Origin of the sequence: Streptomyces sp. NPDC094448, assembly GCF_044763775.1 — a bacterium.
Classification (GTDB): Bacteria; Actinomycetota; Actinomycetes; order Streptomycetales; family Streptomycetaceae; genus Streptomyces.
In genome coordinates this window covers 145,552-164,689 of the sequence record NZ_JBIWGU010000006.1, presented here as the reverse complement: position 1 = coordinate 164,689, position 19,138 = coordinate 145,552, and the positions used below count along the sequence as shown (strand labels likewise).

Genomic DNA, 19,138 nt, shown 5'->3' with positions numbered 1-19,138 from the left:
GCGGTGCACAGGTCTCAGAGCTGCTGGGCCGCCGCGATGCCCAGCGCCACGATCAGCGTCACCACGAAGAAGACCACGATCCGCTGCCGCAGCAGCCGGGGGTTCGCCGGGCGGCGGCCCGTGGAGGTGGTGCGCACCCCCTGCCGCCCGGTCGGACGGCCCTGGGTACGCGAGGGGGCGCCACCGCGGGAGGGCACGGGGCGGGCGGAACCGCCGGTACGCGGAGCCTGCGAGCGCGGCCCCGCACCGGTCCGGCGGTCGCGAGGATCGCGCTCGGGCCGGTCGGAGCGCTCCAGCCGCTCCGTACGGTCCAGCTTCTCCGTGCGCTGCGGATGGCGTGGCGGCTGCCCCGTACGGAGTGTGTCGATCCGCTCCCGGGACACCGGGAGCCGTCCCTCCGCCGGGCCCTGGGCCTCCCGGGCGGCGATCTCCTTCAGCCGCATCGAGAGCTGGAGGGTGCTGGGACGCTCCAGCGGATCCTTCGCCAGACAGGCCCGCAGCAGCGGGGCGAGCGCGTCCGGGACCCCGTGCAGCTGCGGCTCCTCGTGCACCACCCGGTAGAGCATCACCTCGGAGCCGCCGTGCCCGAAGGGGGAGTCGGCGGTCGCCGCGTAGGCGAGGGTGGCACCGAGCGCGAAGACGTCGGTCGCCGCGGTGACGGCGACCCCGCGCACCTGCTCGGGGGCGAGGAAGCCGGGGGAGCCCACGGCCGTACCGACATGGGTGAGGGTGGAGGCACCGGTGGCCCACGCGATACCGAAGTCGATGATGCGCGGGCCCTTGGGCGAGAGCAGGATGTTCGACGGTTTGAGGTCGCGGTGCACGACCCCGGCCTCATGGACGGCGACCAGCCCCTCGGAGAGCGCGGCGCCGATCGCGGCCACCTCGGCGGCCGGAAGCACCCCGTCCTCGTTCACCTTGTCGTGCAGTGAGGGCCCCGGCACGTACTGGGTGGCGAACCACGGCCGCTCGGCCTCCAGATCGGCCGCCACCAGCCGGGCCGTGCAGCCGCCCCGGATCCGCCGGGCCGCCGATACCTCCCGGGCGAACCGCGACCGGAACTCCTGGTCCTCCGCCAGATCGGGACGGATCACCTTCAGCGCCACCCGCTGGCCGCGCCGGTCCGAACCCAGATAGACGACGCCCATCCCGCCCGCGCCGAGCCGCCGGTGAATACGGAACGAGCCGACGACACGCGGGTCCTCGCGCCGGAGCCGCATCATCGCCATCGTCCGTCCCCTGCCTACGGTGGGGAGTCCCCACCCCGTGTCTCTCGGTGGGAGGCCCCACTCGCTTGTTCCGGCCGGCCCGTTCCCGGACGGCCGCGACCGGTGGTGTCCGATCGTCCGTTTCGACGTGGCACAGCTTACGTACCGCCGCCCCGGTGCGCTCATAGGCCGCGCCCTCTCGGGAGGACCGATTGTCAGTGCCGGACGGGAGAATTGACCAGAGGTCAGGGAGCGCGGGGTCCGGCTCCTCCGGGCCGCGTGCCGTCTCAACCGACCGTCACCGGAGGGGGAGTTGGATCGGTGCAGGGTGATCGCGCGGAGACCGTGGCCGATGCGGGGGACAGCGCGCGGACGTACGAAGTCGTGGCAAGCCGGGCAGGCCGCCGGGTGGAGACCGCCGTCCGCAGGGGGGTGGTCGAAGTGAGCGAAGTCACCCGTACCGGGGCCGTGGTGCGGACGGCCCGTTTCCCGGCCAACCCGGTGCTCGCACTGGTGGAGCAGCCCGTTCCGCGGGACGGCGCCGTGGAGCGTCCCCTCAGGGAAACCCCTCAGACCCGAGCCGGCTTCTCCACCCTGGGGAGTACACGGGGGAGGCCCGGCTCATCCTCTCGGAGGCCCGCCAATAGGTACGCGGGCATGACGTTCGGCCTCCGCCGGAAATCTAGTGTTGAGGTCAAGCGGCGGGTGCAGTACTCGTCCCCCGAGGTCGGACACCCGCCGCTGTTTCGACCACGACAGGAGAGGAACCATGGCCGACACGGCAACGCGGACCGTGATCCGCACGCAGGAACGCAGGGCAGCCGCCGCGTTCGGCGGCCGGCGGCCCGGTCAGCGCCACCCGCTGGTGGCCACGGCCATGGTTCTTCCCCTGGCGGCACTGCTGCTCTATGTCATCGGTGGCTGGGAGGCAGTAGTGACACAAGCGTCGTCCGTGGGCGTGATGCTGGGGCGCTGAGCGGCGCCCCGGGCCCGGAAGAGCGGTCCGGGTCGGGGACATCCGGCCATAACCCCGTGGGGACGGGGGTGCGGCGGACGGCAGTGGTGGCCGGTTGGCTGGGGAGCTGACCGGCCTCCGCGTTTTCCGGTACGGGTACGGGGCCGGGCCCGCTTCCTTCGTCCGATACGGGGCCGGGCCCGGCAGCCTCCCTCCGTACGGAATCACCGCACGGGACCGGATCCGTCTCCGCTGCTCCGGCCGGGCACGGCCGGGCCCCGGCCCGCGGGCCGCCCCGCTCCGCCGCGTACCCTCGCACCGAGCCGTACCGCATCCGGGGGGAACGTGAGCACTGCCGTCGTCGACACCCTCGCCCGCGCCGCGCGGGCGGCGGCCCATGCGGGGACCGGGGCCGTGCCGCCCCCGGACTGCCGGGGCTGTGCCGATGGCCCGGAGGTTCTCGCGGACCGCCGCGACGGAACCGTCGTCCGGCACGGCCCGGCAGTCGCCAAGGCCCATGACCCATCCACCGAGCCCGCCGCCCACCGCGGCCGGCTCGCCCTCGCCGCCGACCCCCGGCTGAGCGGAATCCTGCTGGCACCGCTGCCGCTGCCGCCGGAGGTACGGGAGCCCTCCGGCCGCCCGGTCACGGTCTGGCCCCACGGCATACCCGTCGACCCGGCCGACCCCGCCGCCGCGCCCTGGGAGGAGACCGCCGTCCTGCTGGCCGCGCTCCACCGGTTCCCGGTGGACGGGCACCGGCCCGCGCCGTCCCGGGGGCAGGCGCCCCCCGTGATGCGCGGGCCCCTGAAGGCCGCCCGCGCGATGGCCCGGATGCGGCGGGAGTCCCGGCACCCCGCCGGCCGGGACGTGGAGCGGGCCTGGCACCGGCTCCCGGCCTGGGCCCGGGGCGAGACCCCGGCCGCCGCTCCGCCCGGCGGACCCGTCGGCCTCTGCCACGGCGATCTCCACCTCGGCCAGCTCGTCCGGCACCCCGCGCCCGACGGGCCCTGGCTGCTGATCGACATCGACGACCTCGGGCTCGGCGAGCGGGCCTGGGACCTGGCCCGCCCCGCGGCCTGGTTCGCCGCCGGACTCCTCGCACCCGCGGTCTGGCAGCGGTTCACCGGCGCCTACTTCGCCGCCGGGGGACCGGCCGCCGATCCGGCCGACCCCTGGGCCGCGCTGGATGTGCCGGCCCGCGCGCTGACCGTGCAGGGCGCCGCGCTCGCCCTGGCGCGGGCGGCCCGGGAGGACCGGGCACCCGACGAGACCGAGACGGCCGTCCTCGACGCCTGCGCCCGGATCGCCGGCCTGCCCCCGGAGCCCGCCGCACACTCCTCGTCCCCGGCCGGGGCCCCGAAGTAGGGTGCTGCTGCGGCCGGGCACCCCAACCGGCCTGCACGGAACGACAGGCGAGGAGCTGAGCCCGACGATGCAGTGCCCCAAGTGCCACGCGATGATGCACACGTACAACCGGAACGGCGTCCAGATCGAACAGTGCAGCGGCTGCCGGGGGATATTCCTGGACTACGGCGAGCTGGAGGCCCTCACCCGCCTGGAATCCCAGTGGACCCAGCAGGCGCCGCCGCCCGCCCCGCCCGCCGCCTACCCTCCGCCGCAGGGACCCGCCTGGGGCGCCCCGCACCACGGGGGCCACCAGAGCCACGGGCACCACGGCCACCACGGCCGCCAGCGGGGCTTCGGCCGGATGCTCTTCTCCTCCTGACCGCGGCAACTCCCGGTCCGCGGCGACTCCCGATCCCGTAAGCCACACCATCCGCCGGCGCACTCTGCGCGGACAGAACGACGGAGCCCCGGCCGCCGAGAAGGCGGCCGGGGCTCCGGACCTGTGCGCGATACTGGGATTGAACCAGTGACCTCTTCCGTGTCAGGGAAGCGCTCTCCCGCTGAGCTAATCGCGCGGGAACCGACCACGGGACGCATCCCGCGGAGGGCAGTGCACTGCGTGCGCGATACTGGGATTGAACCAGTGACCTCTTCCGTGTCAGGGAAGCGCTCTCCCGCTGAGCTAATCGCGCGGGGGATCCGGCAGGATCCTGGTGGACGATACTGGGATTGAACCAGTGACCTCTTCCGTGTCAGGGAAGCGCTCTCCCGCTGAGCTAATCGTCCTTGGAGGTGGAGACGGGATTTGAACCCGTGTAGACGGCTTTGCAGGCCGTTGCCTCGCCTCTCGGCCACTCCACCCGGAGTGCGGGGGTTCGGGAAGATCCCCCACGTCGAGCGGACGACGAGATTCGAACTCGCGACCCTCACCTTGGCAAGGTGATGCTCTACCAACTGAGCCACGTCCGCTTGTCGTTTCCGGCCCGCTTCCGCGTCCCGGCGACGTGTTGAACTCTAGCGGATTCCGGGGCCAGCACAAAAACGCGTTTCCGCAGCGTGCTGACGTATGCGCGTCCCGCAGTGGTCCCGGGGGCCGCTCCGGGACCACTGCGACCGCCGCCGGAGTCCGCGGGGGAGCCCGGTACCGGGCGTCCCGCCCCTTCCATCGGGACGGCATCCGCCCCGGTCATAGACTCGAACCGTGCACCACCACCCTCCGCTCGCCCGCTTCGGGCATCTGATCGCCACCGGACTGCGGGACGTCACCCACGACCCCGGGGCTCTCGACTCCGAAGGCTTCTGGGCCGTCGCCGCCGACTTCGAGGGCCGGATCACCTGCGCCCGGTTCGCAGAGGTCCGCACCGGGCCGGTGCCCGCACCCGTCCCCGGAGCGTGGCACGGCCCGGCCGCCGGTGACTGGACCTCCTCCCTGGACCGTGCCGCCTACACCGCGGGCGTCGCCCGGATCCGCGAGCACATCGCGGCGGGCGAGGTCTACCAGGCCAATCTCTGCCGGGTGCTCTCCGCGCCGCTGCCGGAGTCCGGCGGACCACCCGCCGATATCGACGCCCTCGGCGCACTCCTCGCCCGCGGCAACCCCGCCCCCTACGCCGGAACGATTCGGCTGCCCGGTCACGGGGTGGAGATCGCCACCGCGTCGCCCGAGCTGTATCTGCGGCGTACCGGTGGCACGGTGGAGTCGGGCCCCATCAAGGGCACCGGCCGGACCGCGGCCGATCTGCTGGAGAAGGACCACGCCGAGAACGTGATGATCGTCGACCTGGTCCGCAACGACCTGGGCCGGGTCTGCGCCACCGGCACGGTCACGGTGCCCGAGCTGTGCGCCGTCGAACCCCATCCGGGCCTGGTCCATCTGGTGTCGACCGTCCGCGGCGAACTGCGGCCCGGCGGAACCTGGCGGGACCTCCTCGGCGCCACCTTCCCGCCCGGTTCGGTCACCGGCGCGCCCAAGTCCAGCGCCCTGCGGATCATCGAGGCGCTGGAGACCGCCCCCCGCGGTCCGTACTGCGGCGGTATCGGCTGGGTCGACGCCGACCGCCACCGGGGCGAGCTGGCCGTCGGCATCCGCACCTTCTGGGTGGACCGGACCGAGCCCGGCCGCCCCCTGCTGCGGTTCGGTACCGGCGCCGGGATCACCTGGGGCTCGGACCCCGAACGGGAGTGGGCGGAGACCGAACTGAAGGCCCACCGGCTGCTCGCGATAGCGTCGGCCCCGGCAGGCTCCGGCGGAAGGACGCCGGCCGCCGGACGGCCGGCGAGTGAGACGGCGGCCGCGACGAGTGCGGAAGGAACAGTGAGATGAAGCTCTGGGTGGACGGCGGTCCGAAGGACGCCGAGGAGGCCCGGGTGTCCGTGCTCGACCACGGGCTCACCGTCGGCGACGGCGTCTTCGAGACCGTCAAGGCCGTGGCCGGACGGCCCTTCGCTCTCACCCTCCATCTCGAACGGCTCACCCGCTCCGCCCGCGGCCTCGGGCTGCCCGATCCCGACCTCGACGAGATCCGCCGGGCCTGCGACGTCCTCCTCGGCGCCGACCCCGTACCTCTCGGACGGCTGCGCATCACCTACACCGGCGGTCTCTCCCCGCTCGGCTCCGACCGCGGCACCGCGGGCCCGACCCTGGTCGTCGCCCTCGGCTCCGCGGAGGCGCGCCGCCCCGACACCACCGCCGCGGTCACCGTCCCCTGGGTGCGCAACGAGCGCGGCGCGGTCGCCGGGCTGAAGACCACCTCGTACGCGGAGAACGTGGTCGCTCTCGCCCGCGCCGCGGAGCGGGGCGCATCCGAGGCGCTCCTCGCCAACACCGTGGGCGCGCTCTGCGAAGGCACCGGCTCCAATGTCTTCGTCGTCGTCGAAGGGGAGCTGCTCACCCCGCCCCTCTCCTCGGGCTGCCTCGCCGGGATCACCCGCGCACTGACCGTGGAGTGGACCGGGGCGGTCGAGACCGAGCTGCCCTTCGACGTGCTCCGGCGCGCCGACGAGATCTTCCTGACCTCCAGCCTGCGGGACGTCCAGGCCGTGCACCGGATCGACGGCCGGGCGCTCGGCGAGGCGCCGGGACCGGTGACCGCGAAGGCCATGACGGTCTTCGACGAGCGTGCCGCCGCCGACCCCGATCCCGGGCTGCGCTGACGCAGGGACCCCCGCCGGGCGCGGTACGGTGACACGGGCCTCCCCCTGGGTAGAACACCCGGATGACGACCACCTTGCGGCCGGCCGGGCCGGACAGAACCGGCCCCGAGTCCTCGCGCGGCTACGACATCTGCGTCAACGGCCGCCGGGTCGGCGGCCTCGAAATCGAGACCGGGCCCCCGCCGGGACACCGGACCGGAACGATCCTGTCGCTCTTCGTCGAGCCGGCCGAGCGCCACCGGGGGAGGGCGACGGTGGCCGTGCTCGCCGCCGAGGAGGTACTGCGCAGCTGGGGCTGCGACGTGATCAGGATGTCCGTGGCCCCCACGGCCCGGGCAGCGACCAGACTGGTGCTGGCCGTCGGCTACGCCCCCGCCGGCCGGGTTCTTGAGAAGATCCTCGCCGTGCCTCCGCCCGCCCTGCCCGAGGGCCTCACGGTCCGGCCGGAGCGCCCGCAAGGCGGCTACGACCTGCTCGACGGGGATACGGCAGTCGGCTGGTACAAGCTGATGGCGGACGGGGAGAGCATGCGACTCGTGACCGTGGGCATCGGAGAGCCGTGGCGCGGCCGGGGGTACGGGCGGGCCCTGATCCGCCATGCCGAGGGCTCGGCCCTGGCGGCCGGGGCCCGGCGGCTCCTGCTGTCCGTCCCCGCGGACGACGACGCCGCCCTGCGGCTGGCCTCCGCCCTCGGCTACCGCACGACCCTGGTCCACTGGCGGAAGACCCTGCTGTGACGGGACGGATCCGGCCCGGCGGCCCGGCGGTCCGCCCGCCGAGGCCGGAAGCCGCCGTCCGCGGTTGCGGCGCTACGCGGACGCCTCCCCGGCCAGCAGCCGGTCGGCGATCTCCTCGATCCTGGCCCGCAGGCCCTCCTGGCTCTTGCCGCCGTCGAGGCGCTCGCCGCCGATGACATAGGTGGGAGTGCCGGTGACGCCGATCGCCTTGCCCTCCGCGTGATCGGCGTCGACGATGAGGATATGCCGGCCGTCGATCAGGGCGATCTCGAACTCGTCGGCGTCGAGACCCAGTTCACGGGCCGTCGCCACCAGGAAGTCCTCGCCCCGGCGCTCCAGCTCCGCCACCCCGTCGAGTACAGCCTCGATATAGCGCTGCTCCGCGCCCTGGGCCGCGGCCTCCTCGGCGGCCTGCGCCGCGGCGAACGCGTACTTGTGCTTCTCCAGCGGGAAGTGCCGGGTCCTGATCTCCAGCCGGTCGCCGTAGCGTTCGCCGAGGGCCCGCAGATCGGTGAGGGCGGTCCGGCAGTCGGGGCACTGGAGTTCGCACCAGACGTCGAGAACGGCGACGGAGGGTGCGGATCCGGGGGGCGGAGTGGAGTCGTTCATACGGTGAGTCTCCCAGCCCGGCCCGCCGGTACCGGCGCCGGGACCGGCACCTGGGGATGAACACAGCCCCTAGATCCCCCTGAGAGGGCACCACCCCCGTGGCACCCGGACCCCTCGGCGGTGCAGGATGGATGGGGACGTACCGCAATGCGCCCACCGAAACACCGCACCTGCAGGAGGAGCCGGATGATTGCCGAGACCGTATGTTCCGCGGTGTCCGCAGCGGGCCTGGGCATCGCCGCGGTCACGGCGTACCGCAAGCGGTTCCTGGCCGCCGCCAGGATCGCCGCGTACTCCCTGATCCCGCTGGGCCTGGTGCTCACCGGCGCCGTGGGCTGGGCGGTCGACACCGCCTTCAGTCCGACGGCGTGGCTCGGTTTCGGGCTGCTCGGCGGCGCCTGGGCGATGTTCCTGGGGATCCGGGCGGTGGAGAAGCGCAAGGGCATCCCCGGGCGCAAGGAGCGCCGGGCCGCGAAGGCGGCGGCCCGCAGCGGCGCCGTGGCCCCCACCGCTTCGGCGCCCTCGCTGGGCGGCGGCCGCCCGGCGGAGCCCGCCCGTCCGGCGGCCTCGCCGCAGTCGCAGCCCAAGGGCCGGAAGCAGGCGGCCGGCGGCGCGGGGGACGACTTCAGCGATATCGAGGCGATCCTGAAGAAGCACGGCATCTGACCACGGCGTCCGGGCGCGGCATCCGGATACGGCACAGGGGCAGTGCCGCGGGCCGCGTACCCGGGCCCGGCCCGCGGGGTGTCCCGCCGGATTTCTGTACTGCCCGGTCGGAACTTCTCAGTGGGTGAGACGGCCGGCGGGATGTGACGAACTCCCGCCCTCCATATGGGTATTGGGTGATCACAGGGCCGTGCTCTGCGTCATCATCACCCCGAGATGCTCGATACCTCCCGGGGCGTGAACCCGGTACCCGCACCAGAGCCGCAGCAGCCGCAGGAGCCCCGGGGCTGTCTCTTCGCGCTCTCCCAGCCACCGCTGATGATCTTCCTGACCGTGATCGGCGTGCTGCTCCTCATGGCCGCCGTCCATGATCTGTTCCTGTTGTGAGCGCCGTTCCCCCGCGGGAGCGGTCCGGCCGTCGACGCCCGGAGTCCGGTGGGTGTCCGGGTCCGGTGGGTGTCCGGTACGGCTCAGCTCGCCGCCTCCTTGCGGCGGGCGCGGTAGGCGGCCACATGGAGCCGGTTGCCGCAGGTGCGGCTGTCGCAGTAGCGGCGGGAGCGGTTGCGGGAGAGATCGACGAAGGCCCGGCCGCAGTCCGGTGCCTCGCAGCGGCGCAGCCGCTCCTGCTCGCCCGCGACGACGATGAACGCCAGCGCCATCCCGCCGTCCGCCGCGAGGTGATCGCCGACCGAGGCGCCCGGTGCGAAGTAGTGGACATGCCAGTCGTAGCCGTCGTGGTCGGTGAGCTGCGGGGTGGTGCCCGCGGCTGCGACCAGCTCGTTGACCAGTTCCGCGGCCCGCCGGCGGTCCGAGGCGGCGAAGATCTCGGCGAACCGCTCCCGTACCTGCCGGACCGCCTCCAGATCCCGTACGCCCAGCTCGCCGACGTCGCTGATGGAGTGGGCCCCGACGAAAGTGTCCAGGGCGGCCACGTCCGGCAGCCCGTCGCCCTGGTCCTGTCCGTCCTGCGGCGCCGTGTTCACCAGATCGACCACCATGTCGAGGGCGAATCTGGTGTCGTGAGGGATGAGCACGATGCACTCCATGGCCGGCCGCGGGCCGGTGCCCGCCGAATCCCGCCGACTCTAGCGGCTCGCCCCCGAAAACACCGGTGCCGTCATCGCGCGGGAAGCGCGATGACGGCACCGGTGCGAGCGGTATGCGGGGGTGCGCACGGCGCCGTCTCCCCGAGTAGGACGGCGCCGGGCGGCTCTCGGACTGCCTCAGCTCTCGGCCAGGATGTGCGACAGCTCCGTGTCGAGGTCGAAGTGGCGATGCTCGGTGCCCGGTGGCACCGCAGCGTCGGTCCGCTTCAGGAAGGATTCCAGGGCCCGGGCCGGGGCCTCCAGCAGCGCTTCCCCCTCCGGGGAGCTGAGCGCGATGCAGACGACGCCCTGACCGTGACTGCGCGACGGCCAGACCCGGACGTCACCCGTGCCGGTCGGCCGGTGCAGTCCTTCGGCGAGAAGGTCGCGGGCGAAGACCCATTCGACCGTCTCCTCGGCTCCGGTGTGGAAGGTGGCGTGCACGGCGTAGGGATCGGCCGTGTCATACCGCAGGCCCGCGGGTACAGGCAGTGATGACTCGCTGGATACAACGAGGCGCAGGTGCAGCTCGCAGCTGACCGTGGTGTTCATAAGCGCCATGGCCTTTCGCTCAGTGTGCGCTCGGGGATTCGCACGTCGGCGAAATCGACATGCCACCTACGGTGTCGTTGTAAACCCCTCTGACCGTTTTGTGATCCTTCATGTCGCTCGTACGGCCCTGCATTACTTTGCGTTATACGTCCGATCCGGTGAACGGGAGGCGATCCGGTACGTTTGAGTGCATGAAAACGGAGAGCGAGCGGGGGGAGGCCCTGGTGACTCAGGACTCGGCTTCCGTGACGGGGGCAGCGGCGGCGGGGGCCGCCGGCAGCGGCCCCGGTCCGGGGACGGACGCTGCGGGGGACGCTGCAGAAGGGGACAAGAAGTCCGATCAGGAGCTGGGATCGAAGGCCCCGGCCTTCATCAAGCGGTCCCGGGCGCTGCATCTGAGCTGGCAGGTCGGCGTGTTCCTGGTGGGCCTCGCGGTGGTCGGCGCGGGTGTCGCGATGCTGGTCCTGCCCGGCCCCGGCTGGGTTGTGATCTTCGCCGGTATGGCCATCTGGGCGACCGAGTTCGTCTGGGCCCAGCTGGTGCTCCGCTGGACCAAGCGGAAGGTCAGCGAGGCGGCACAGCGGGCGCTCGACCCGCGGGTGCGGCGGCGGAACCTCATCATCACCACGATCGGAGTGGTCATCTGTACCGCACTGGCCGCGGTGTACCTCTGGAAGTTCGGCCTCACCATGCCGTGGAAGATCCCCCAGCAGTGATCTTCGAGCTGGTCGGGAACCCCGCTGACATGGGGTAATGTTGGCGGCGCGTTCCCGGGCGATTAGCTCAGCGGGAGAGCGCTTCGTTCACACCGAAGAGGTCACTGGTTCGATCCCAGTATCGCCCACACACCGGCCGGGGCCGGTCCGCCACCATACGGACCGGCCCCGGCCGTCTGCGTACCGGGACCCGCCCGGCCCCGGCTGTCCAGTGCTGTGGCCGGAAAGGTTTGTCGCGGGCCGGTGAACCCTGCCGGTCACAGCACTAGCGCATCCGGTGGACGCTGTCGCGCAGTCTGCGGGCATCCCGCAGGCGCTGCTCGTAGGTGGCGCCGACGGTCAGCAGCAGCAGGCCCGCGAGCGCCGGGGGCAGCCAGCGCGGCAGGACGCCCACCATCTGCACCACGTACGGGGCCAGCTCGTGCAGCGCCACAAGCGCCAGGACGGTACCGCCGAGGACCAGCGGGGCCTGGAGCCGGGCCCGGGCGCCGTGGAGGGTGAGCGCGAGGGCGGCCCCGCCCAGCAGCAGCGGCCGGAGCCAGCCGGGGTCGCCCAGGGATGCGGTGAGGCTCGGCACCAGGGTCGCGGCCAGCCCGGGGCCGTACGCCGCCCAGGACGAGGTCCCCGGGACCCGGCGCCGATGCAGGACACCCACGGCGAGGGCGGGCACCGAAACGGGCAGGCTGTACGCCTCGGGAACGGTGACCTCCCAGGCCGCCAGCCGCGCCCAGGCGGCCAGCACGAACAGCGCGGCGGCTGTGGCCCCGGCCGGCCGGCGCCTCCCGGGGCGCAGCGCCGTCGCCGCGGCGATCACCCCCGCGAGCCCCAGCAGCACGGAGGTCATCGGCAGGTCCCCCGAGGCCAGCAGCACGGCCACCGCGCCCACGACCGCCGCCGTGGTCTCCAGCGCCACCGCCAGGGGGCCGGGCGTCGCACCCTCGTCCTCCGGGACCCCGGACCGCGGCCGCCGGGCGGCTGCCGCAGCCACCCCGCACGCCACCGCGGGCACGGCCATCAGCAGCAGCCCGGCCTCGGCAGCCGTCAGCGCCGCCGCCCGGGACACGGCCATCAGCAGCCAGCTCCCGAACCCGGCCGCTGCGACGGCGAGCACAGCCCGTACGGCCTCCCCGGCGCGGGTCGCCACGGCCGCCGCGACCAGCGCCACCACCAGCACCCCCAGCACGGTGAAGGTCGCGGTCCGGTCGGCCAGCGCCAGCCCGCCGAGGCCCACCGCCCCCGTGAGCCCGCAGCCCAGGACCAGGGGGACCGTCCCGCCCCGCCTCAGCACCGCCCAACCGAGCGTCCCCACCGCTGTCACCAGCCCGTACACCACCGTCGGCCCGTACCCCATCCGTACGGCAGCCGGAACCGTCACCACGGCCGCCCACAGCAGCCCCGCGGCGGCCCCCGGAGCCCAGGCCCGGACGGCGTCCCGCCCCGGCCGGGTACCCGGCGGCGTCCCCGCCGCCGTGCGGGCCCACCGGGCCCCCGCGGCCGCCGCGGCCGCGGCCGGCAGCAGGGTCAGTGGCGCGGCGGCGAAGAACGAGGGGCTCAGATCGACGCCCAGCGCCGCATAGGCATCGCCGGGCGCACCCCGCCACAGACCGGGCAGCGCGGTCACCGGACCCACCAGGGTCAGCGCCGTCAGTGGCAGCGTCAGCAGGGCCGCCGTACCGAGCACCCCCGCAGCCGCCGCGCCCAGGCCCCGGACCGTACCCCGCGGCAGCCGCAGCCCGGCAGCGGCCGCCGGTACCGCGGCGGCCAGCGCATAGGCCGACACCCCCCAGCCGGCGGGCAGCACCTCCCGCACCACCCCGCCCGCGCCCGCGACCAGCGCCAGGCCCGCGGCCGCCGACGCGGGCAGCGCGGCCCGGTCCGAACGCGCCGCGGCGAACAGCGCGATCACCGCGAGCGCCGCGAAGACCGCGGCCGGGCCGAGCGCGCCGCCGGGAGACTGCGCCGACGCGGAGCCGACGCCCGCCACGGCCGCCGCCGAGACACCCGTCACCGCGGCACAACCGGCCGCGAACCGGCGGACCGCCCGCCGGGACACCCACAGCGCGACCGCCACGTCGAAAGCGGCCGTCCCTGTCAGCGCCCAGTCCAGCAGCTCCCGCTCCGCCGCCGCCCACAGCAGCAGCGGCAACTGGGCCGCGCCCACCGCCGCGGGCCCCGGCAGCACCAGCCCCGGCAGCAGCCTGCCGTACCCGGCCCATACCGCCGCCAGTACGGCCGCCGCCCCGGCCGCGTACCCGACGGCGTCCCCGCCGCCGAACCCCACCTGCCGCAGGGCGTACGCGTCGAGCACCATCAGCAGCAGACCGAGCGCCGCCACCGACTCCGCGGTGGAGGCCAGCCCGCGGCGCAGCAGGACAACCGGGGCCGCGAGCGCGGCGCCCGTCACGGCCGCCAGCACGGCACCCCGCCCACCGATGCCCAGGGACCCCCAGCTCACCACCGTGAAGGCCACCGCCGCGACGGAGAGCAGCACCCCGCCGAGGAGCAGCAGCGCGTTCTGGGCGCCCCGCCCCGAGGCCTCGCCCGGGTCCCGGCCACCCGGGGCCGCGACCGGCCCGGCGGCGTCCCGGGCCCGTGCCGCGGCAGCGCCTTCGATCATGGACAGCAGCCAGGCCCGGCGGGTCAGCAGCCACGACCTCCGGTGCTCAAGACGGGCCAGTTCCCGGTCGACGAGTGCCAGTTCCTCGGCGGGCGGCAGGGGCGGTGTGGACGGAGTCATGCACCGGAGTGTGTCCCGGGCCACAGCGGCCGGCATGGGTGCGGGTACTCAGATACCGGGTGAGTACGGTCCCGGAGCGCCGCCCCGTGCCGCGGCCCGGGTTCCGGCCCAGACTGGACCCATGGACCGGTTCCGGTACCACTACCGCTTCCGCAGCGTCTGGCAGCTCGACGCCCCGCCCGGCGCCGTCCTCGCCGTGCTCTCCCGGCCCGGCGACTACCCCCGCTGGTGGCCCCAGGTGCGCGCGGTGACCCTGCTCGGTGCGGACCGGGGCACGGTCCGGGTCCGGTCCCTGCTGCCGTACGAACTGAACCTCACCGCCCACGCGGTGCGCCGCGATCCGGCCGCCGGGATCCTGGAGATCGCGATGCGCGGCGATCTCGACGGCTGGGCCCGCTGGACCGTCACGGCGCGGTGCCGCGGGAGCCGCGTGGTCTACGAGCAGGAGGTGGAGGTCCGGCGGCCGCTGCTGCGGAGACTGGCCGGGCCCGGCCGGCCGCTGCTCCGCGCCAACCACGCCCTGATGATGCGGGCGGGCCGCCGGGGGCTGACGGCCTACCTCCGGGCCGGACACCGGATTTGAAGCCGGACCGCCAAAACCTGTATGGTTCAGTCCGTTCCCGGGCGATTAGCTCAGTGGGAGAGCGCTTCGTTCACACCGAAGAGGTCACTGGTTCGAACCCAGTATCGCCCACCGGGAAAAGGCCGGTCCGTCGACGACGGACCGGCCTTCCGCATTCCCGGCGCCCCGGTCTCCCGGGCTCCGGGCGGCGGATATCAGGCGGCGGCGGGCAGTTCGGGGCGGAGCGGCCACGCCGGATCCACCGCTTCCGCCGACCCGGAGCGCGCGAACCACGCCTGGAGCCCGCGGGCCTGCGCCGCGTGCCACACCGCCTGCAACGCGTGCAGCTCCGCCGCCGAAAGCCGCTCCATCCGCGCCGCGAACCTGCGTCCCACCGCCCGGCACACCTCCATGGCCGCCATGGCGTCCGCCGCCGCCTCGTGCGCCCCGTCCAGCACCACCTCGTACTGCTCGCACAGATCCGTCAGCGTCCGGCGGCCCTTGCGGTAGCGGTCCAGCTGCCGGTCCAGCACTCGCGGGTCGAGCACGCACAGCGGCACGCTCTCCAGGCAGCGGGCGAGCGACGTGGCCCGGTGGCGGCGGAGTTCGCGGTCGAGCAGGGTCAGATCGAACGGCGCGTTCATCACCACCAGCGGGCGGGCCGCGGCGCACTGCTCCGCCAGCGCCCGCGCGATCTCCTCCATCACCGGCGCCGGCCAGCGCCCGTTGCGCTGGACGTGCTCCTCGGTCAGCCCGTGGACATCGGTGGCCGCACGCGGCACCGGCACCCCCGGATTGACCAGCCAGCGCGTCACCACGGGGCGTGCCCCGGCCGCGTCCTGCACCACCAGGGCCGCGGAGACGATCCGGTCCTCCTCGGCGTCCACCCCCGTGGTCTCCGTGTCGAAAGCGGCCAGCGGGCCCTCGAACCAGCACGTCATCCCCGAACTCCTCGCACGTGTACGGCAGATGGCGCTTCCTCTGCCGCATCGGTGATACCCGGACCGTTTGCCGTGTACGCAGGACGGCGACCAGGCACAGGGCGGGTGCGGAAGCTGACAGACCGCCATGAACAGCGGCACATCGGACGAATTTCGCGGAAGGCCGAAGAACATGGTGATCCCGCATCCCTCCTCCGCGGTCCCGGGCGCCGCGGGGGCTGCGGTGCGCCACGACGGTGCCCGGTCGGCGGCGCCGCGCGGCGCACTCGCCGTCACCGCCTGCGGGGAAATGCTTCAGATCGGCTCTCCGCACGCCGTCGCCGCCGCGGCGGGCTGCTCCCTTCTCCCAGCCGGTGCCCCGCGCCCCGGGGACCGGCTGCGGGCCGGCCGAGACCGGCTCGAACTCCGCCCCTGCCGCTACCGGACCCATCCGGCCGGGCGGCCCGCCACGGGACGGCGCCGGACGGCCGTACGGATCCCCACCGCGCGGACCTTCGACGACCGGGCGCCCGCCGAAGCCCTCTACCGGGCGCCGGCCGAGGCCCGGGACGCCGGCGGCTGCCGGCGGGCCACGGACCGTACCGAGGTGTACGTCGAGGCCGTCCCGGTCCGGGGCACCGGCACGGCCGCCGGAGTGCGGCGTCCGGGACCGCACGGCCCCGGCGCGGTCGAGCTGCGGATCCGGGCGGGTGCCGATGACCGCGGGCCGGGGCGGTGCCGGCGGGGACGCCCACCGGATCGCCGGGCAGGCGCATCCGGCCGGGTGCCGGTCAGGGCGACCGGCCGGCCGGAGGGCCGCGGCGGATTCACCGTCCCACCGGCGCCTCCGCCGCCATCGCGCGCCCGCCGAGGGCGCCGGAGCCGGGCGGCTGCCGAGTCGCTCCTCGCGCCCCCCGGCGACGACCACCGATCCGCCCCCGGGATATGCCCCGGGCAGGCCGGACCGCCCGCCGGGGCCGCGGTGCCCGGCCGGGCACCGATATCCGTTTCGCGAGGGCCGCCCCCGGCTCGGTACGATTCGGTGGTGCCCGGTGTCCGCCGTGGCGCCCCCTCGTCAGTCAGGAGAAACCGGTGTCCGACGTCCGTGTGATCATCCAACGCGATTCCGAGCGGGAAGAGCGCGTGGTGACCACGGGCACGACGGCCGCTGACCTCTTCGCCGGTGAGCGCTCCGTGATCGCCGCCAGGGTCGGCGGAGAGCTGAAGGACCTGGCCTATGTGCTCGGCGACGGCGAGCAGGTCGAACCGGTGGAGATCTCGTCCCCCGACGGTCTCGACATCCTCCGCCACTCCACCGCGCATGTGATGGCCCAGGCCGTGCAGGAGCTGTTCCCCGAGGCCAAGCTCGGCATCGGCCCGCCGGTCAAGGACGGCTTCTACTACGACTTCGATGTCGAGAAGCCGTTCACGCCCGAGGACCTCAAGGCCGTCGAGAAGAAGATGCAGGAGATCCAGAAGCGCGGCCAGCGCTTCGCCCGCCGGGTGGTGAGCGACGAGGCCGCCCGCGAAGAGCTGGCCGCGGAGCCGTACAAGCTGGAACTGATCGGGCTCAAGGGCTCCGCCTCCAGCGACGACGGCGCCGATGTCGAGGTCGGCGCCGGTGAGCTGACCATCTACGACAACCTCGACGCGAAGACCGGCGAGCTGTGCTGGAAGGACCTCTGCCGCGGTCCCCACCTGCCGACCACCCGCGCGATCCCGGCGTTCAAGCTGATGCGGAACGCCGCCGCGTACTGGCGGGGCAGCGAGAAGAACCCCATGCTCCAGCGGATCTACGGCACCGCCTGGCCGTCCAAGGACGAGCTGAAGGCCCATCTCGACTTCCTCGCCGAGGCCGAGAAGCGCGACCACCGCCGGCTCGGCAGCGAGCTGGACCTGTTCTCCGTGCCCGACGAGATCGGCTCCGGCCTCGCCGTCTTCCACCCCCGCGGCGGCACCGTCCGCCGGGTCATGGAGGACTACTCCCGCAAGCGGCACGAGGAGGAGGGGTACGAGTTCGTCTACACCCCGCACGCCACCAAGGGCGCCCTCTTCGAGAAGAGCGGACACCTGGACTGGTACGCCGAGGGCATGTACCCCCCCATGCAGCTCGACGGGGGTACGGACTACTACCTCAAGCCCATGAACTGCCCGATGCACAACCTGATCTTCGATGCGCGGGGCCGCTCGTACCGCGAACTGCCGCTGCGGCTGTTCGAGTTCGGCACGGTCTACCGCTACGAGAAGTCGGGCGTCGTGCACGGACTGACCCGGGCTCGCGGCTTCACCCAGGACGACGCGCACATCTACTGCACCCGCGAGCAGATGGCCGAAGAGCTGGACCGGACCCTCACCTTCGTCCTCAACCTGCTGCGGGACTACGGTCTGACCGACTTCTATCTGGAGCTGTCCACCAAGGACCCGGAGAAGTACGTCGGCTCGGACGACACCTGGGAGGAGGCCACCGAGGTCCTCCGCGGGGTCGCCGAGAAGCAGGGTCTGCCGCTCACCCCCGACCCGGGCGGCGCCGCCTTCTACGGCCCGAAGATCTCCGTCCAGGCCCGGGACGCCATCGGCCGCACCTGGCAGATGTCGACGATTCAGCTCGACTTCAACCTGCCCGAGCGGTTCAACCTGGAGTACACGTCCCCGGACGGCTCCCGGCAGCGGCCGGTCATGATCCACCGGGCGCTGTTCGGTTCCATCGAGCGGTTCTTCGCGGTGCTGCTGGAGCACTACGCGGGCGCGATGCCGCCGTGGCTGGCCCCCGTACAGGCCGTCGGCATCCCGGTCGGCGACGCGCACGTCGACTATCTGCACACCTTCGCCGCCGATGCCAGGAAGCTCGGTCTGCGGGTCGAGGTCGACGGCTCGTCCGACCGGATGCAGAAGAAGATCAGGACCCACCAGAAGCTCAAGGTGCCCTTCATGATCATCGTCGGTGACGACGATATGAACGCCGGGACGGTCTCCTTCCGCTACCGCGACGGCTCCCAGGAGAACGGCATCCCGCGCGAGCAGGCGCTGGCGAAGCTGGCGCAGGTCGTCTCGGACCGCGTCCAGGTCTGATCCGGCCGCGCCGCGCGCTCCGCTCAGCCGAGGCCCCCGGGGAATCCCCCCGGGGGCCTTCTGTCCTCGTCGAGCGCGAACCTCTGGATCAGCCAGGACGAGAACGAGCCCGTCACGGCGCCGAGCAGCGCCAGACCCCCGGCCATCATGAACGCCGCCACCGTCCGGCCCTTCGGCGTCACCGGTGTCACATCCCCGTACCCCACCGTGGTCAGCGTGGAGCAGGCCCACCACACCGAATCCCCGAAGGTCCTGATGGTGGCCCCCGGGGCGCCGCGTTCGGCCGCGTACACCGTGAGCGCGCCCGCGAAGCCGAGCAGCACGGCGGTCATGCTCGCGTACGACATCACCCGCGCGTACAGGGAGAGCCGGGCGTGCTCGTGGCGGTGCTGGACCGAATCGTAGATCTCCACGATCCGCAGCGGACGGAGCAGTGGCAGCACCACCACGATCGCGTCCAGCAGATGCCTCCGGACGAAGGAGAGGCCGCGGCCGCTGATCCGCCAGCGGACCGCGAAGTCGGCCACGAACATCGCCCACGCCGTGTACGTGACCGCGAGCAGCGCGTCCCGCCAGCCCTGCGGGAGATCGTCGTCGAGGATCCGCACCGCGTAGCAGCCGAGGAACACCGTCGACGCGACGAAGAGCGGGACCTCGGTCCGGCGGCGCCAGCGCCACATCCGCTCCTCGCGGCTCTCGGCCCGCTCGCCGTCCGTACCGTCTGCGCCGTTCGGATGCTGCTCGGGGGGCTCGCCGTCGCGGCCGGAGGTCCTCGGGGGGTTCACCGCACCAGCATCGCCAAGACCGCGGGCACCGCCC

The 19,138-nt window shown here is 73.7% G+C and carries 18 protein-coding genes, 7 tRNA genes and 2 pseudogenes; 15 read left to right on the top strand and 12 right to left on the bottom strand.

Translation table 11 applies throughout. The annotated features are described in order from the left end of the window. Nucleotides 1-14: 14 nt before the first annotated feature. Complete coding sequence (locus tag ACIQ9E_RS13750; protein ID WP_403706462.1) at nucleotides 15-1,229, bottom strand: serine/threonine-protein kinase; 1,215 nt, start codon at nucleotides 1,227-1,229, stop codon at nucleotides 15-17. 300 nt (nucleotides 1,230-1,529) lie between these two features. On the opposite strand from ACIQ9E_RS13750, the pseudogene ACIQ9E_RS13745 reads away from it, so the two are divergent. The 4 genes and pseudogenes from ACIQ9E_RS13745 to ACIQ9E_RS13730 all read left to right on the top strand — a co-directional run. Further along, nucleotides 1,530-1,784 (top strand): annotated as a pseudogene (locus ACIQ9E_RS13745) (hypothetical protein); the annotation flags it as partial. A gap of 193 nt (nucleotides 1,785-1,977) precedes the next feature. Beyond that, nucleotides 1,978-2,184 carry a hypothetical protein gene (locus ACIQ9E_RS13740; RefSeq protein ID WP_403706460.1) on the top strand — a complete coding sequence of 69 codons (207 nt, stop codon included), beginning with the start codon at nucleotides 1,978-1,980 and terminating at the stop codon, nucleotides 2,182-2,184. Between the two features lie 324 nt (nucleotides 2,185-2,508). Beyond that, complete coding sequence (locus tag ACIQ9E_RS13735) at nucleotides 2,509-3,531, top strand: aminoglycoside phosphotransferase family protein (RefSeq protein ID WP_403706459.1); 1,023 nt, start codon at nucleotides 2,509-2,511, stop codon at nucleotides 3,529-3,531. Between the two features lie 67 nt (nucleotides 3,532-3,598). Continuing rightward, nucleotides 3,599-3,892 (top strand): zf-TFIIB domain-containing protein, encoded by a 294-nt coding sequence (locus tag ACIQ9E_RS13730; RefSeq protein ID WP_403706457.1) that lies wholly within the window; start codon nucleotides 3,599-3,601, stop codon nucleotides 3,890-3,892. Nucleotides 3,893-4,016: 124 nt separating this feature from the next. On the opposite strand, the gene ACIQ9E_RS13725 is transcribed toward ACIQ9E_RS13730, so the two are convergent. The 5 genes from ACIQ9E_RS13725 to ACIQ9E_RS13705 all read right to left on the bottom strand — a co-directional run bounded on the left by ACIQ9E_RS13725 (nucleotide 4,017) and on the right by ACIQ9E_RS13705 (nucleotide 4,482). Then, nucleotides 4,017-4,088: transfer RNA gene (locus ACIQ9E_RS13725), tRNA-Val, on the bottom strand. 45 nt (nucleotides 4,089-4,133) lie between these two features. Further along, nucleotides 4,134-4,205, bottom strand: a tRNA-Val gene (locus ACIQ9E_RS13720). A 19-nt stretch (nucleotides 4,206-4,224) separates the two neighbouring features. Then, nucleotides 4,225-4,299, bottom strand: a tRNA-Val gene (locus ACIQ9E_RS13715). Between the two features lies 1 nt (nucleotide 4,300). Then, nucleotides 4,301-4,374, bottom strand: a tRNA-Cys gene (locus ACIQ9E_RS13710). A 35-nt stretch (nucleotides 4,375-4,409) separates the two neighbouring features. Beyond that, nucleotides 4,410-4,482, bottom strand: a tRNA-Gly gene (locus ACIQ9E_RS13705). 232 nt (nucleotides 4,483-4,714) lie between these two features. Here ACIQ9E_RS13705 and ACIQ9E_RS13700 point away from each other — a divergent pair. From ACIQ9E_RS13700 to ACIQ9E_RS13690, 3 genes are all read left to right on the top strand, one after another. Then, nucleotides 4,715-5,836, top strand: a complete 1,122-nt coding sequence (locus tag ACIQ9E_RS13700; protein WP_403706456.1) for a chorismate-binding protein — start codon at nucleotides 4,715-4,717, stop codon at nucleotides 5,834-5,836. Further along, nucleotides 5,833-6,666 carry an aminotransferase class IV gene (locus ACIQ9E_RS13695; protein ID WP_403706454.1) on the top strand — a complete coding sequence of 278 codons (834 nt, stop codon included), beginning with the start codon at nucleotides 5,833-5,835 and terminating at the stop codon, nucleotides 6,664-6,666. The genes ACIQ9E_RS13700 and ACIQ9E_RS13695 overlap by 4 nt, the downstream gene beginning before the upstream one ends. A 62-nt stretch (nucleotides 6,667-6,728) precedes the next feature. Further along, nucleotides 6,729-7,403, top strand: a complete 675-nt coding sequence (locus ACIQ9E_RS13690; protein WP_403706452.1) for a GNAT family N-acetyltransferase — start codon at nucleotides 6,729-6,731, stop codon at nucleotides 7,401-7,403. Between the two features lie 72 nt (nucleotides 7,404-7,475). Here the strand turns inward: ACIQ9E_RS13690 and ACIQ9E_RS13685 are convergent, their stop codons facing one another. Beyond that, nucleotides 7,476-8,012 (bottom strand): DsbA family protein, encoded by a 537-nt coding sequence (locus ACIQ9E_RS13685; protein WP_403706450.1) that lies wholly within the window; start codon nucleotides 8,010-8,012, stop codon nucleotides 7,476-7,478. A gap of 186 nt (nucleotides 8,013-8,198) precedes the next feature. On the opposite strand from ACIQ9E_RS13685, the gene ACIQ9E_RS13680 reads away from it, so the two are divergent. Together ACIQ9E_RS13680 and ACIQ9E_RS13675 are read left to right on the top strand one after the other, a co-directional pair. Next, entirely contained in the window at nucleotides 8,199-8,678 is a 480-nt protein-coding gene (locus ACIQ9E_RS13680; RefSeq protein WP_403706448.1) for a hypothetical protein, read from the top strand. A 216-nt stretch (nucleotides 8,679-8,894) separates the two neighbouring features. Continuing rightward, entirely contained in the window at nucleotides 8,895-9,065 is a 171-nt protein-coding gene (locus ACIQ9E_RS13675) for a hypothetical protein (protein ID WP_403706446.1), read from the top strand. A gap of 83 nt (nucleotides 9,066-9,148) precedes the next feature. On the opposite strand, the gene ACIQ9E_RS13670 is transcribed toward ACIQ9E_RS13675, so the two are convergent. After that, on the bottom strand, nucleotides 9,149-9,712 hold the full coding sequence (locus tag ACIQ9E_RS13670) for a CGNR zinc finger domain-containing protein (protein ID WP_403706444.1): 564 nt from the start codon (nucleotides 9,710-9,712) through the stop codon (nucleotides 9,149-9,151). Nucleotides 9,713-9,901: 189 nt separating this feature from the next. Next, complete coding sequence (locus ACIQ9E_RS13665; RefSeq protein ID WP_003959770.1) at nucleotides 9,902-10,315, bottom strand: SsgA family sporulation/cell division regulator; 414 nt, start codon at nucleotides 10,313-10,315, stop codon at nucleotides 9,902-9,904. A 191-nt stretch (nucleotides 10,316-10,506) separates the two neighbouring features. Here ACIQ9E_RS13665 and ACIQ9E_RS13660 point away from each other — a divergent pair, with 191 nt between their 5' ends. After that, nucleotides 10,507-11,031 (top strand): TIGR02611 family protein, encoded by a 525-nt coding sequence (locus tag ACIQ9E_RS13660; protein ID WP_403706442.1) that lies wholly within the window; start codon nucleotides 10,507-10,509, stop codon nucleotides 11,029-11,031. A 56-nt stretch (nucleotides 11,032-11,087) separates the two neighbouring features. Continuing rightward, nucleotides 11,088-11,159 (top strand) — tRNA-Val (locus ACIQ9E_RS13655). 137 nt (nucleotides 11,160-11,296) lie between these two features. On the opposite strand, the gene ACIQ9E_RS13650 is transcribed toward ACIQ9E_RS13655, so the two are convergent. Continuing rightward, nucleotides 11,297-13,768, bottom strand: a complete 2,472-nt coding sequence (locus ACIQ9E_RS13650; RefSeq protein WP_403706440.1) for an SCO7613 C-terminal domain-containing membrane protein — start codon at nucleotides 13,766-13,768, stop codon at nucleotides 11,297-11,299. 121 nt (nucleotides 13,769-13,889) lie between these two features. On the opposite strand from ACIQ9E_RS13650, the gene ACIQ9E_RS13645 reads away from it, so the two are divergent. Further along, on the top strand, nucleotides 13,890-14,351 hold the full coding sequence (locus tag ACIQ9E_RS13645; RefSeq protein WP_403706439.1) for an SRPBCC family protein: 462 nt from the start codon (nucleotides 13,890-13,892) through the stop codon (nucleotides 14,349-14,351). Nucleotides 14,352-14,390: 39 nt separating this feature from the next. Next, nucleotides 14,391-14,462 (top strand) — tRNA-Val (locus tag ACIQ9E_RS13640). 83 nt (nucleotides 14,463-14,545) lie between these two features. Here the strand turns inward: ACIQ9E_RS13640 and ACIQ9E_RS13635 are convergent. Beyond that, nucleotides 14,546-15,271 carry a 3'-5' exonuclease gene (locus tag ACIQ9E_RS13635; protein ID WP_403706437.1) on the bottom strand — a complete coding sequence of 242 codons (726 nt, stop codon included), beginning with the start codon at nucleotides 15,269-15,271 and terminating at the stop codon, nucleotides 14,546-14,548. A 172-nt stretch (nucleotides 15,272-15,443) separates the two neighbouring features. Here ACIQ9E_RS13635 and ACIQ9E_RS13630 point away from each other — a divergent pair. Together ACIQ9E_RS13630 and thrS are read left to right on the top strand one after the other, a co-directional pair. Next, nucleotides 15,444-15,818, top strand: a pseudogene (locus tag ACIQ9E_RS13630) (hypothetical protein); the annotation flags it as partial. A gap of 524 nt (nucleotides 15,819-16,342) precedes the next feature. After that, nucleotides 16,343-18,319, top strand: a complete 1,977-nt coding sequence (gene thrS / locus ACIQ9E_RS13625) for a threonine--tRNA ligase (protein WP_403706435.1) — start codon at nucleotides 16,343-16,345, stop codon at nucleotides 18,317-18,319. A 23-nt stretch (nucleotides 18,320-18,342) separates the two neighbouring features. Here thrS and ACIQ9E_RS13620 read toward each other — a convergent pair whose 3' ends face one another. Then, nucleotides 18,343-19,104, bottom strand: coding sequence for a potassium channel family protein (locus ACIQ9E_RS13620; protein ID WP_403706433.1), 762 nt, complete (start codon nucleotides 19,102-19,104; stop codon nucleotides 18,343-18,345). Nucleotides 19,105-19,138 lie beyond the last annotated feature (34 nt).

What these genes read in the sequence shown, in the direction of transcription:
- ACIQ9E_RS13750 (WP_403706462.1), bottom strand. Translation starts at nt 1,229, where the DNA reads ATGGCGATGATGCGGCTCCGGCGCGAGGACCCGCGTGTCGTCGGCTCG.
- ACIQ9E_RS13740 (WP_403706460.1), top strand. Translation starts at nt 1,978, where the DNA reads ATGGCCGACACGGCAACGCGGACCGTGATCCGCACGCAGGAACGCAGG.
- ACIQ9E_RS13730 (WP_403706457.1), top strand. Translation starts at nt 3,599, where the DNA reads ATGCAGTGCCCCAAGTGCCACGCGATGATGCACACGTACAACCGGAAC.
- ACIQ9E_RS13695 (WP_403706454.1), top strand. Translation starts at nt 5,833, where the DNA reads ATGAAGCTCTGGGTGGACGGCGGTCCGAAGGACGCCGAGGAGGCCCGG.
- ACIQ9E_RS13690 (WP_403706452.1), top strand. Translation starts at nt 6,729, where the DNA reads ATGACGACCACCTTGCGGCCGGCCGGGCCGGACAGAACCGGCCCCGAG.
- ACIQ9E_RS13685 (WP_403706450.1), bottom strand. Translation starts at nt 8,012, where the DNA reads ATGAACGACTCCACTCCGCCCCCCGGATCCGCACCCTCCGTCGCCGTT.
- ACIQ9E_RS13680 (WP_403706448.1), top strand. Translation starts at nt 8,199, where the DNA reads ATGATTGCCGAGACCGTATGTTCCGCGGTGTCCGCAGCGGGCCTGGGC.
- ACIQ9E_RS13675 (WP_403706446.1), top strand. Translation starts at nt 8,895, where the DNA reads ATGCTCGATACCTCCCGGGGCGTGAACCCGGTACCCGCACCAGAGCCG.
- ACIQ9E_RS13665 (WP_003959770.1), bottom strand. Translation starts at nt 10,315, where the DNA reads ATGAACACCACGGTCAGCTGCGAGCTGCACCTGCGCCTCGTTGTATCC.
- ACIQ9E_RS13660 (WP_403706442.1), top strand. Translation starts at nt 10,507, where the DNA reads ATGAAAACGGAGAGCGAGCGGGGGGAGGCCCTGGTGACTCAGGACTCG.
- ACIQ9E_RS13650 (WP_403706440.1), bottom strand. Translation starts at nt 13,768, where the DNA reads ATGACTCCGTCCACACCGCCCCTGCCGCCCGCCGAGGAACTGGCACTC.
- ACIQ9E_RS13645 (WP_403706439.1), top strand. Translation starts at nt 13,890, where the DNA reads ATGGACCGGTTCCGGTACCACTACCGCTTCCGCAGCGTCTGGCAGCTC.
- ACIQ9E_RS13635 (WP_403706437.1), bottom strand. Translation starts at nt 15,271, where the DNA reads ATGACGTGCTGGTTCGAGGGCCCGCTGGCCGCTTTCGACACGGAGACC.